This window comes from Paenibacillus sp. GD4 (genome assembly GCF_030846225.1).
GTDB classification, from domain to species: domain Bacteria; phylum Bacillota; class Bacilli; order Paenibacillales; family NBRC-103111; genus Paenibacillus_G; species Paenibacillus_G silviterrae.
Window position 1 is genome coordinate 618,322 of sequence record NZ_JAVCYK010000002.1, and the last position, 12,243, is coordinate 630,564.

Here is a 12,243-nt window from a genome sequence, read left to right on the forward strand (position 1 = left end):
ATTAGACCGATGAACTATTCCAGGACGTGGTGGTGAAGACTCGCATGCCAATGCTCAGAATCATGGCCAGTAAAGGAATGCTGCGAATCTTTTGTGCGCTGCTTCTTGTTGTCGTCATCATGTTTCTATCGAATTATATTGTTTATAAAAACTCGATTCAGAGCATTTATAAGCAAGTGAGCGAGAATAACAGGCTTGTGGTCAATAACGTGATTCGCTCGTTCGATAACAGCTTCAAAAAAATAAATGATATCATTTATTCCGTACAAATGCTGCCTTACAATGCGTGGGATGAGATTGATAGCGGGTCGATTGATATGCATGACGCCTATATGATGCAGAAAAATATCGGCACTTTAATCTCCTCCGTCAACTACATTGAGGATGTGGTTGTTTTTCACAAAAACTCTTCTTTGGCGATCACATCCACCGGCACCATTCATTTACCTGAGCTGTTTGCAATCAAGTACATTCATCCGATTTATAATGCTGAGTACTGGTACTCCCTTGCTTCCTCCGAGCACCCGCTCAAGATGATGCCCACACAATATTTCGGCAGAAAAACGGCGGGCGCGGAGGCGCCGGGAAGGAAGCTTCTCACGGTACTCGGCAACAATCAGATCTCCGAGCTGAACATTATGGTGTTCATCGATCTGCAGAAGCTGCTTAGTGAGGTAAACCAAATTTCTATGATGCAGGGGACCTCCCTGTTCCTTCTCGATGAGAATCAGACCATGATTCTCAACACAGAGGATGATTGGAATATGGTTGGACTTCTGAGCGACCTGAGAATCGACGCAGCCCAGGAATCCACGGTACAACGTAAGGATTATGAATACTACGTGTTTAAATCCGAGTATAACGGCTTTACTTATATCAATAAGTCGCCAAGAGAATTCGCCAATCTGGAAGCCGTCTCTACGACCAATCAATCCATTATGCTGGTGTCGATCCTAAGTGCGATCGCCCTCTCACTTTTACTAAGCCATTTCTTATATAAGCCGGTGCAAAATATCCTCAAGCTGTTCGGGGGGCGGCTGGGCACGGGCCCCGACTATCCCAACATCAAACGGGAGATTCTCAGGTTACAGGAAGCAAATGACGAGGCGCAGCGTCGGCTCGCATCAGTCCATGAGGACATGCGCAGGAACTACTTTCTGAGGGCGCTGGACGATCACTCGGATTCGCTGGAATTTGAGCTTCAAGGCCGATCCTACTTTGGGGAGCTTCTTCCCTTGGGACAGTTCATTATGCTGTCGGTCACTTTTCGACCCAAAGAGGATCAAGTGAAGCATTCCCATGTATCCCCGGAGGAGCTTCTCGATTGTTTGCAAACGGGCTTAAGCCAGCGGCTGGAGCATGTCGTCCTGTTTCATGAAGCAGGCCTTACCTTCATCGGGCTCATCAGCCTGCGCCAGGCATCTCATAAAGAAAACGCGATGAACCGGGTCCGCAGCTTCCTTGTGAGTCTGCAGAACAAGTCGTTTCAGAATTTTGGCATCATTGCAGCCGCCAGCCGGGTTTATATTTCAAAGATCAGCAATTGTCGTCTTGCCTACAAGGATATTGTTCGCTGCTATTCCGAGCGGAATCTGACGGATGAGGGTCCCTTGTTTGACATTCAATCGATACGTCCGTCATTCAGAGTTCACTTAGCCCCTCAAGAAATCGAAAGACTTTCCTATTCCATCATGACAGGAAATAAATCCGAAGCGGAGCGGCTCGTATCGGAGATGCTGGACGCCAACCTGAAGCTGGATATCCAGTATCATCAGCTGTTATCGATTGCCGAAAGCATCTTCTACGGCATGATGAAGCATTTTCCTTCATCTACTCGCCTCCCTGCGCAGCAGCAGGAGCTGGAAGCCACGTTCAGGAGAAAGCTGGAGCTGTCCGTTGACTTCAAGACGGTCCGAGAGCTTCTTGTTGCCTCGGCCCGCACCATTGCTTCGCAGCATGAGGAGACTCAGACCAATAAGCTGAATCGTGCGGCGATTGCCGAATACATTGACAAGCATTACATGGATAATCTCCATTTGGAACATATGGCGGAGCTGCTGGAGACGAGTCCGAAGTATTTCTCCAACTATTTCAAGAAGCATTTTGGAGTTAATTTTGTTGAGTACTTGAATAAAGTACGCTTGTCCAACGCGTCCGAATATTTAAGAAAAACCGATCTTTCCATTACGGAGATCGGAGAACGGACCGGATATCTAAATGCGACTACCTTCACAAGCACCTTCAAAAAATATTACGGGGTGTCGCCAAGCGAATATCGTAAAAATCCGGCGATGTAAAAAAACTTCTATCGATTAAATCTGATGTTATAAGAAAAGCTCCTATCGAAGCCCTTTCAAAGTAGTGCATTCGTGTCAACAAGGTAGCTTTTCTTGAAACATCAGAATCATTGAGCTCCGCTCAAAACTTATAAATTCTGATGTTATAAGAAAAGCTCCTATCGAAGCCCTTTCAAAGCAGTGCATTCGTGTCAAATAGGTAGCTTTTCTTGAAACATCAGAATCATTGAGCTCCGCTCAAAACTTATAAATTCTGATGTTATAAGAAAAGCTCCTATCGAAGCCCTTTCAAAGTAGTGCATTCGTGTCAACAAGGTAGCTTTTCTTGAAACATCAGAATCATTGAGCTCCGCTCAAAACTTATAAATTCTGATGTTATAAAGAAAGGACTTCATCATGAAGACAGTAGCTGCACAGCATGGACATATACTCGTCCTGGACAAAGAGCCCCCTGCTCTCCTGCCGGGGCATGTGATCGTTCGTACAGAATTTTCGGCGTTAAGCCCTGGGACGGAGCTCTCCATGGCCAAAGCCTCTAAAGAGAGACCTGTCTACCTTGGCTACAGCGCCGTTGGCATTGTGCAGGAGGTCGGCGACGAAGTGCAGGGCTTGCGGCCCGGTCAGCGAGTAGCATGCTATGGCGCTCCTTATGTTCATCATGCGGAGCTAATGTCGGTGCCGGCGAATTTGGCGGCGGTGGTTCCGGAGCATGTTCGACCTCAGGAAGCGGCGTTAGCGGGCCTGGGAGCCATAGCCGTCCATGCACACCGGATCGCCGACCTTCGTTTCGGGGAATCCGTCGTCGTAGTAGGGCTTGGTATCTTAGGCAATTTGATTGCCCAAATAGCGAATGCCGGTTCGATGGTCACGTACGGTTACGATCTCAATCCCCATCGCGCGTCGCTTCTTCAGAACTGCGGTGTCCGCCATGCATATTGCAAGCGCGAGGCGTTAGAGAAGCAGATTGCCGAACAGAGCCGCGGGGTAGGCGTCGACTGTGTGATGTTATGCGCCAGCGGCAGCGGCCAAACGCTGATCAACGACGCCATGCATTGGCTGCGTGATCGCGGCAAGGTTGTCATTGTAGGCGATATTACGGCCGAATTCTCACGCAGCTTGATGTTTCAGAAGGAGGCTCAGGTGCTGATCTCGCGTGCCGGCGGACCGGGAAGATATGATGAGTCCTATGAGCGCAACAATCAGGATTACCCGATCGGTTATGTGAGATGGACGGAAGGACGGAATATTGCCGAGTATATCCGGCTGCTTGCAGACCGACGCATTCAAGCGGCTCCGCTTCTTACTGGAACTTATCCGCTGGAACAGGCACAAGAAGCCTATGCCGGTTACAGTAAGGATGGCAACACCATCGGAACCTTACTTCAATATTAAACTCAGCCTGACGGAGTTTTCTCCGGAGGGCTGTTTTTGTTTCGGCTTGACCCCCTGCAGAAACGTTGATATAAATAAACTAGACTCTGTTCAGTCCACCTTTGAAACAAATGGAGTATGTAAGAACAATTTTCTACGGGATCAGCATACATTCGGGAAGAACGCAATAGAGCTATTCCCTGTTGTGAATTTTCAACATAGTTTATTATAAACAACAATGTAAAGGAGCTTCTACATGGATGCATCTAGTAAGCCCACCAATTTCTTAGTCAAGCAAAAGGCGTTTCTGAAAATGTATCTTTTTACTCTCATCGAACGTGATGATCTGTATGGCTTACAGTTCCAGGATACCTTCGAGGCTGAGCTGTCCAAGCACGGTTATCGTCCCTCCCACTCCGATATCTACAAAATCCTGCATGAAATGTACGCGTCTGGATGGGTGACCCGAACCGAGGAGCTCCGTTCGAAGGACAAAGACGGATTCCAAAAGGTCATTTACTACCGATTTACCGATGAAGGGCGCCGGCAGGCCCAAGCTTATAAGAAGCTGATGAAAGTCGAGCTTGAGCGGTGCATCGGACTTCTACAAAAAGCCCTGCAGGATAACTACTCCTAAGCGGCAACATAGCCAGCCCCATTTATTGAAGCATATATTGCTTCAATAAAAAAACCAGATCGGAGACTTACACCGATCTGGCTTACGCACATTATTTAGGAGCTCCTGCTCCTTTTTCTTTCTCTTCCATATCCTTCTGCTGCTGTAAAGCAGCGGTCAATGCTTCTTCCCCTTTTTGCTGCATTGCATGGAGAGCATCCTCTATACTTTTCTTTCCATCCATAGCGGATTGAATTTCCGTATTGGCTGTGCCCATGAATGTGCTATATAAGCCTTGCGTTACTGGTAATAAATCACACTTTTGTCAGCGTAACAAGAAAAAAGCCCAGGATGCCGCTATTTGGCCAGCCCCCAAGCCTTTTTATGAAAATGGGTGATATGCCGGAACAGCTCCTCACCTTCTTCAGGCATTTTGCTCCCTTCCCGCAGATGAAGATACATCGCTTGATATGGCTCCGGAACCCAGATGTATTCGTGGACATACTCGGTTAACGTGAACCCGGCCTGTTCCCAGAAGCGGCGACGGGCAGGATTCGTTTCTCCCTCGTCCGACTCGATTTCCAAGAGCATTCCCTTCATTCCCTGCTGCACGGTCCATGCTTTAAGCAGTTCTAGAAATCGCTGCCCGATCCCTTGTCCCCTCAGCTCATGCCGTACGGCAAGATAGTCAATCAGCAATGCATCAACCTCTTTGATGGGCGCGGATATTGCCATCGCCTGAACCTCGTTCTTCTCCACGGCAAGATGAAGGTAACCAGCATGCTGTTCAAGCAGCCGCCGTATGATAAGATCACCTTTTCTTCCCGTGGGAAAAGCTTCCCGGTAGATCGGCTCCGCTTGCATCCAGCGTTCCGGATCCCAGTGATTCATAGTGACAAGCTTCATGAACGGACTCCTTCGATTTAGATAATCAGGCTTTATTGATAGGCCGTTGATATCCCATCATGTTGCTGACCTTCTTTATCATACACCGAATACAGTATTAAAAGAAACATCCCCCTGCGAACACTCTCATGCTCGTTCAGGCGGATGTTTCCTCTGAAGGCTTAGATTGCTTTAAAGCGGAACAGCTTGCTGTCAAAATCGCCATGCTGCCTCGGCAGGCTTATCCCCGCGTACATCAGCTCGTCCCCGCCATAGATCTCTCCCGTTTCCGTATCCCGGTAATCCCGTTGCGGATCAAGGCCCTTCAGCTTTAATCGGCTTAACGGCTCATTCGGCTCCGCAAGCACCCGGAAGCTGCAAGCGAGCACATCTTGACCGTCCTCGGAAACAAACATCCAGGCGGCATCGTTTTGCTCGAAGGGGCTCAACAAGCGATAAAATTTGCCATACTGTACGAACTCACGAAGCTCTTTATAAAGAGCCACCTGCCGCTTGGCGAGCTCCCTTTCCTCCGGTGTAAAGGTGCTTACATCCAGCTCGTATCCGAAGTTCCCGCTCATTGCTACATCGCCGCGCATTTTTAAGGAAGTGACTCGATGCACCTGATGATTGGGAACAGCAGAGACGTGAGCTCCCATGCTGCTAATCGGATACACGAGGCTGGTGCCGTATTGTATCTTCAAGCGTGTCACCGCATCCGTGTTATCGCTGGTCCAGGTTTGCGGCATATAATGGAGAATGCCTGGGTCGAAACGGCCGCCGCCGCCCGAGCAGCTTTCGAACAGTACATCCGGAAAGGACGACGTTACCCGTTCCATTACATCGTAAAGTCCCAGCATGTACCTGTGGGCCGTCTCTCTTTGACGTTCCGCAGGAAGCAGTGCCGAACCGATCTCCGTCATGTGACGGTTCATGTCCCATTTCACATAGCTGATCGGCGCTCCGGATAAAATCCTCGATACCGACGCAACAATATAATCACAGACATCCGCGCGGGATAGGTCGAGAATCAGTTGATTGCGCCCCTCGCTGCGGGGACGGTTCGGCACATGCAGGCACCAATCCGGATGCTTGCGGTACAACTCGCTGTCCGGAGAAATCATCTCCGGTTCGAACCACAGACCGAACTGCATCCCCTGTTTCCTAACCCGCTCTACCAGATCCTCCAGACCGTTCGGGAGTTTTTTCCGGTCCACTACCCAATCGCCCAGTGAAGAGCGATCGTTGTCCCTTCGGCCGAACCAGCCGTCATCCAGCACGAACAGCTCGATTCCCAGCTCACTGCCTGCTGCAGCGATCGCTTCGATTTTATCCGCATTGAAATCGAAATACGTCGCTTCCCAGTTATTAATCAGAACTGGTCGAGAAGAATCGCGATACTTGCCGCGGCACAGCCGGGTACGGTACAGGTCATGGTACGTGTGCGACATCCCAGTCAGTCCGGTTTGGGAATATACCATGACAACCTCGGGCGTTTGAAAGGACTCTCCTGCCTTTAGCAGCCAGCTGAAATCAAACGGGTTGATTCCCATCGATACGCGAGTGGTATGGAACTGGTCCACCTCAACGGATGCAAGGAAGTTTCCGCTGTATACAAGACTGAAGCCGTATACATCACCGGTTTCCTCCGTGACTCCCTTCCCTAGCAGGGCGATAAACGGATTTTGTTGATGGCTGCTTGCTCCTCGACGACTCTCAATCGATTGCGTCCCCGAACGCAGCGGACGGGTTTCCATGTACCGTTCTCTAGCCCATGCCCCGGACAAGTGCAGCAAATCATATTGGTCATGCGGAAAATCGACACTCATGCTAAGCGCGCGCTGAAGACGAAGCGGTTCAGCACCTTGATTAGACAGCTTCGCGCTCCGAGTCACCACATTTCGCTTCGAATACGCCGTGTACGAGAGAATCACTTGCAGGCCGGACAGCTTGTCCTCGAGCACAATGTCCAGCGTATCCGCTTCTTCCTCTCTTTCCACATAGGTAGAGGGTAGTCCGGGCAGCGCCTTCTTGCCGCTTTCAATCGTGTGCGACACATACTGAAGATCAGTAATCGTCGTACCGTTCTCCAGCTGCACCTGATATGCCGGCTGGCGATAATCGGAGTTCCCGTACCCCGGATATTCCAAAGGAATCGTGTCTAGGGACAAGTTTTGATTCTTAGGATTATAAACCGGCGAGAATGCCCGCTCTCTAGCGTGCACCGCATGGGCCGCCTTCAAGGAACGCAGCTTCGGTCCCCAATATACGTGACCTAAATGGCCGGACGGAAGCACGTGCAATACATAGCTCATATCTCCCGCCCGCAAATGAAATAATTGCTGCTCTTGATCATATAGAATGGACATAGTAAGCTTTCACCTCTAAAAAAGATAAGATCTATGTGTATCTTACCTTAGCGGCTCCTCGATACCTATGGAAGGATGCAGGAACCGCATGGAGAAATGTAGTGACTACAAGTCAAGTGAAAAGTAAATAGTCGTTCTGTGCCCGATGAATTTTCTGGGAATATGATATCGCATTTTATTGCGTCCTATAATATTTCTTATGTATACTGTTTTAGCTCAAGTTTAAAGGTAGTGCCTTTATAAACTTGAGCCCTTTAAATCACGCCTGCTCACTCTGCAGGTCATTTACCATCACATCAATGATGTTCTCTGGAGAGTTTCAATCCATGCCCTGGAGGGCATTCAGTTGAGATATGGCAAATCTCTCTTTCTGAATTATCTTTTCGCATTATCACAGCTGTAGTTTTATGCGGATTGATAGGCTTTGAAAGAGAAATGGAACAATCACGCCGCGGGTTTTAGAGCACACATCCTGGTTTGCGTCGGGGCGGCTTTAATTATGCTGCTTTCGACTTACGGCTTCTCCGAATTTGCTTATGAGGTAAACGTGAGGATAGACCCTGCCCGCTTGGCTGCACAAGTCATCAGCGGGATAGGATTCCCGGGGGCAGGTGCAATACTCCGGAACGGGTTAACGGTTACCGGGCTTACTACGGCCGCTTCGATCTGGGCAGTTGCCGCAATCGGACTATCCGTAGGTGCAGGCTTTTTGTACGGTGCGGGGCTCGTGACAGTTGTCGTTCTTTTCTGCTTGTTTTTATTGAATAAATTCGAGAAGTCGTTCACCAGAAACCAGCGGGTACATCATTTGTCCTGTAAAATCAAAGATACACCGGGTTGCATGAGCAGCATTATAAGGGAAATGGAAACTCAAGGATTAAAAATTAAACACATTTATATTCAGTCTGAGGAGGCCGTGGATGACGGGAGCGCAGGACAGCGTAATACGCTGCTCCGGTTCACATTAACGGGCATTGATCCGGGCCAAACTGGCACATTCGGTTGACAAAATATCGAGGCTGGGCGATGTTTTAACGATTGATTACGGCTATTTGTCTGGCCGGGCTGCTGCCGGTGCACAAGACAAGACCGCACGTATAAGCAGAACCTAGCGAACATATGGCTGCTAGATCCTTTCCGGTTTAAATCCGGAATAGAGGCCAATCGGTAAAACCGGCTTCCACCCTGAGTTGCTGGCTTCACATCAGGACTCCCTAACAGGTACTTATAAACATGACAAAAATCCTTCATTGCCATGAAGGATTTGGTTAAACTATGGTTCAGTAATGAAATTACACTGTTGTTTTAAAGTTTGCGACGGAGTCGTTCAGCTCTTCGGCTAATTTAGCCAAGCTTTGAGATGTTGCTGCTGTTTCCTCCGACGCCGCAGCAGCCTCTTGGCTTGCAGCTGAAATGCTTTGAATGGAATTCATTACTTCCTGCGTTTGGGCGGATTGCTCTTCACAGGCTGCCGCGATCTCGGACACCTTATTTTCTGTCTGTCCGATCATAGAGATAATATTTTCGAAGGCTTTTCCGGTTCGCTGCGACTGTGTCACACCTGAATCCACTGCCTTTACTACGTTCGTGGTGTTTTCTTGCATCCCTTTTATAATCGAGGTGATTTGCTTCGTGGCTTCACTGCTTCGCTCCGCCAATTTTCTCACTTCGTCCGCTACTACTGCGAATCCGCGCCCTTGATCGCCCGCTCTCGCTGCCTCGATGGCGGCATTCAGCGCCAACAGATTTGTCTGATCCGCGATGTCGTCAATGACCTCAATGATTTCACCAATTTGATTCGAATCCCGCTCCAGCAAGGTTACCTGTTTGTTGACCTCTTCCATGCTTTTAATGGAGCCTTCAACAACTTGCCCTCCTTCACGAGCTATCGTATTTGTACGGACGGCTAATTCAGAGGTTTCCTCTGCATTCGATGCTACTGTGCCGATAGCTGCGCTTAGATCGGAGAACAACACCTGCATCGTTTGAGCCGCTTCAGCTTGGAATGCGCTGCCGCTAGCGATCTGTTCGGTTGTTGCAGAAATTTCTTGACTGGCTGCTGCGACGTTCTGAGAAGATTGCATCACTTGGCCAATCATGCTGCGAAGACCCATGCTCATGGTATTAAACGATTGAGCAAGAATTCCAATTTCGTCTTTACGGTCGAGATAGGTATCAGCCATTTGCTGAGTAAAGTCACCCTTAGCCATCGTATCAGCCATCTCGGCACATGCAACGATTGGCTTAACAATGCTGTTGGTTAACAAATAGATGACTCCAGCTATAATGAACAGTACAACGATTCCGGCAATCGACGTATTGATCAAAACTTTCGTCGAAGCTGTTGTTACTTCCTTTAAGGGAACAACGGTAGCCACAGACCAAGGAGTCTTTGAGGCTCCGATGCCGATAGGCGTAAAATGCTTATATTGCCCATTCGCATCCGTGATGGTAAGCTCTTTGCCTTCTTTGATAGCCGCAACGGCGGCAGGTACTGTATCGTCTCCTGTAAAGACCTCAGCATAAGGCTTACCGATCCTTTCTTTGAAGGTCGACGTAAGAATTCGAGAATCATTGGAATAAACACCCGCGAACCCGGTCTCATACAACTTGAATCCATCGACCATTTCCTGTAATGCATCCATACTCAAATCCACGCCGACAACACCGACTACTTTGCCATTTGCATGTATCGGTACAACGGCAGAACTCATTAGCATGTCCTTACCCATTAAGTTATACAAGTAAGGATTGAGAAGCGTTTCCTCTCCGCTGTTTTTGGCCAGCAAATAATAATCGCCTGTACCCGGTTTTTCATACCCTGTAGAGATATTGAACTTTACTTCAGTCCCTGAACGAGACCAAGCGATATTCATACGACCATCAGAGTCCTGATTTGGTTTCCCCGCATATTTGGCATCCTCGCCGTCAAAGGCATTCGGTTCCCAGAGCGTCCAAACTCCCAAAAATTCCTGATGGTTTTCAGCAATATTCTTAAGCATCGCGTTAACAAGAGCACGATCCGTTTTCCCTTCTGTCTTCATAGCTTCCATTGACTCCGCCAGGTTACGGGCGATATCCATTGCCGTTGCAACATCCTTTTCGACCTTCGTTGCGATGAGACCACTAGATGCCGCCGTTAATTCATAGGCTGCCTTCAGTGCCGACTTTTGACTGCTGCTCCCCACATAAGCTACCAATCCACCAAGTGTAATCAAGATAAATCCTAAAATGGTCAAGAGCATCCGTTGCTTTAACTTCATTTTCTTAAACATATATTTCCTCCTATACTATAGCCAAACCTCTTAACTAGGACTTCGGAACCACTTATCTAATGATAAAATGTCTAAATATGTAGATAAACTTACTACAAACAAGTCCAATTTTCAAGAGAACGCAAAAAAAATGCGGGGGGACGTAAATTTCACAGCTCATGCCTGTGGAAAACTTGCACAACCGCATATTTTTTTACGTTTTGGTTCTTTATGTCTAAGAGATTTATTGACCGCCGCCCAGCTCTTTCTTCAGCAGCCATTCCCCCCATGTAGCCGTCACGCCGCATCGATAAAAGGTCCCAATCAACACCTAGCCCCATGCCTCACGGTAATGGAGTGGTAACAAGCACCTAGGACGTTAGAGGAGATTGTTCGGGGGAAGAATATATTATCTCTAATACATATCAATGGAGACTTCTCAGGGAAATAGTGTGGGGACGATTATTGTACGAAACAAAATAAAACTGCATGTAGAGGTATGACAAACATGGCTCAAGGACAAAGCGGAAACAACAATATCTTGGTAGTCCCTCAAGCTAGACAAGCATTAGAGAAAATTAAATATGAGGTGGCCCAAGAGTGGGCATTCAAATTCCTAAGGACGGATACTATGGCTATAGGGCCACACGGGATACCGGCGCGATCGGTGAACACATGGTCCGTCGTAAGTCCAAATCGCCGAGCAGCACTTTGCAAGAACACGCTTCCCCACTAACATCGCTTAATGGGGATCGTTGTTTTTGTTTACAATTTGAAACGACTCACTGACTCATTCAGCTCATCTGCCATTTTGACAGTGCATTGGCTGAAGCAGTTACCTCTTCCATAGAAGCGAGTTGTTCTTCTGGCTGCCGATACGGATTGCGTTTCTAAGTTATTTGCTGCTGCGATATCAGCTAATGAATGAATACTGGTGACCATCCCATTGATGCTGTCGGAAATATAATTTGTATTTGCTCTATTTCTTGGACTACCAGGGAGACGGAGGAAATATCCGTGACGATTTCGCCAAATAATTGGCCTAGTCCCTTGGATAATCAAGGCTCATAATATCCAAAAATGATACCTTTACAGTTTCGTTTCCCTTATTTATATGGATTTTACCAGTCCTTGAATCCAAATGTACGATCTGACCCCGGAGCTGTTCTTCCCAAGCCCAAATGGTTAGCAACACTTCTGATTTCTCATGTAATGCTTCATTAATTTGATATGTTAATTCCTCTAAAACAAATTCGTCCCATGTCGGTCGTTTAGGTATCTTTCCTTTTGCCACTATCGACGTCCTCCTAAACCTATGGTTCGATTCTAGGATAGGAAAAACTCTTTAAGAAAAAAGTGGCGTAAACTTAAAATACTTAATAAATTCCTGCCTTTTCCGGCAATTTCATCTTCACCAAGCGCTTCCTATATCTTTTAGGCATGTGGGACAT

Annotated in this window: 9 protein-coding genes and 1 pseudogene; 5 read left to right on the forward strand and 5 right to left on the reverse strand. The window is 47.8% G+C overall.

Annotation, left to right across the window (positions count from 1 at the left end):
- Window positions 1-62 precede the first annotated feature (62 nt).
- The 3 genes from RAC89_RS25770 (at window position 63) to RAC89_RS25780 (ending at window position 4,305) form a co-directional block, all read left to right on the forward strand.
- On the forward strand, window positions 63-2,297 hold the full coding sequence (locus tag RAC89_RS25770) for a helix-turn-helix transcriptional regulator (RefSeq protein WP_306616602.1): 2,235 nt from the start codon (window positions 63-65) through the stop codon (window positions 2,295-2,297).
- 396 nt (window positions 2,298-2,693) lie between these two features.
- Window positions 2,694-3,689 carry a zinc-dependent alcohol dehydrogenase gene (locus RAC89_RS25775; RefSeq protein ID WP_306616603.1) on the forward strand — a complete coding sequence of 332 codons (996 nt, stop codon included), beginning with the start codon at window positions 2,694-2,696 and terminating at the stop codon, window positions 3,687-3,689.
- A gap of 235 nt (window positions 3,690-3,924) precedes the next feature.
- The gene (locus tag RAC89_RS25780) at window positions 3,925-4,305 is read left to right on the forward strand and encodes a helix-turn-helix transcriptional regulator (protein ID WP_306616604.1); all 381 of its coding nucleotides are present in this window, start codon (window positions 3,925-3,927) and stop codon (window positions 4,303-4,305) included.
- 91 nt (window positions 4,306-4,396) lie between these two features.
- On the opposite strand, the gene RAC89_RS25785 is transcribed toward RAC89_RS25780, so the two are convergent.
- The 3 genes from RAC89_RS25785 to RAC89_RS25795 form a co-directional block, all read right to left on the reverse strand.
- Window positions 4,397-4,528 carry a hypothetical protein gene (locus RAC89_RS25785; protein ID WP_306616605.1) on the reverse strand — a complete coding sequence of 44 codons (132 nt, stop codon included), beginning with the start codon at window positions 4,526-4,528 and terminating at the stop codon, window positions 4,397-4,399.
- Between the two features lie 113 nt (window positions 4,529-4,641).
- Entirely contained in the window at window positions 4,642-5,190 is a 549-nt protein-coding gene (locus RAC89_RS25790) for a GNAT family N-acetyltransferase (RefSeq protein WP_306616606.1), read from the reverse strand.
- A gap of 161 nt (window positions 5,191-5,351) precedes the next feature.
- Window positions 5,352-7,538 (reverse strand): alpha-galactosidase, encoded by a 2,187-nt coding sequence (locus RAC89_RS25795; RefSeq protein ID WP_306616607.1) that lies wholly within the window; start codon window positions 7,536-7,538, stop codon window positions 5,352-5,354.
- Window positions 7,539-7,962: 424 nt separating this feature from the next.
- Here RAC89_RS25795 and RAC89_RS25800 point away from each other — a divergent pair, with 424 nt between their 5' ends.
- Entirely contained in the window at window positions 7,963-8,544 is a 582-nt protein-coding gene (locus tag RAC89_RS25800; RefSeq protein WP_306616608.1) for an MgtC/SapB family protein, read from the forward strand.
- 286 nt (window positions 8,545-8,830) lie between these two features.
- Here the strand turns inward: RAC89_RS25800 and RAC89_RS25805 are convergent, their stop codons facing one another.
- On the reverse strand, window positions 8,831-10,813 hold the full coding sequence (locus RAC89_RS25805; RefSeq protein ID WP_306616609.1) for a methyl-accepting chemotaxis protein: 1,983 nt from the start codon (window positions 10,811-10,813) through the stop codon (window positions 8,831-8,833).
- A gap of 487 nt (window positions 10,814-11,300) precedes the next feature.
- Between RAC89_RS25805 and RAC89_RS25810 the strand changes: the two are divergent.
- Window positions 11,301-11,538 (forward strand): annotated as a pseudogene (locus RAC89_RS25810) (alpha/beta-type small acid-soluble spore protein).
- A gap of 296 nt (window positions 11,539-11,834) precedes the next feature.
- Here the strand turns inward: RAC89_RS25810 and RAC89_RS25815 are convergent.
- Window positions 11,835-12,086 (reverse strand): YolD-like family protein, encoded by a 252-nt coding sequence (locus tag RAC89_RS25815; RefSeq protein WP_306616610.1) that lies wholly within the window; start codon window positions 12,084-12,086, stop codon window positions 11,835-11,837.
- Window positions 12,087-12,243: the final 157 nt, after the last annotated feature.

What these genes read in the sequence shown, in the direction of transcription:
- RAC89_RS25805 (WP_306616609.1), bottom strand. Translation starts at nt 10,813, where the DNA reads ATGTTTAAGAAAATGAAGTTAAAGCAACGGATGCTCTTGACCATTTTA.
- RAC89_RS25770 (WP_306616602.1), top strand. Translation starts at nt 63, where the DNA reads ATGGCCAGTAAAGGAATGCTGCGAATCTTTTGTGCGCTGCTTCTTGTT.
- RAC89_RS25775 (WP_306616603.1), top strand. Translation starts at nt 2,694, where the DNA reads ATGAAGACAGTAGCTGCACAGCATGGACATATACTCGTCCTGGACAAA.
- RAC89_RS25790 (WP_306616606.1), bottom strand. Translation starts at nt 5,190, where the DNA reads ATGAAGCTTGTCACTATGAATCACTGGGATCCGGAACGCTGGATGCAA.
- RAC89_RS25785 (WP_306616605.1), bottom strand. Translation starts at nt 4,528, where the DNA reads ATGGATGGAAAGAAAAGTATAGAGGATGCTCTCCATGCAATGCAGCAA.
- RAC89_RS25795 (WP_306616607.1), bottom strand. Translation starts at nt 7,538, where the DNA reads ATGTCCATTCTATATGATCAAGAGCAGCAATTATTTCATTTGCGGGCG.
- RAC89_RS25780 (WP_306616604.1), top strand. Translation starts at nt 3,925, where the DNA reads ATGGATGCATCTAGTAAGCCCACCAATTTCTTAGTCAAGCAAAAGGCG.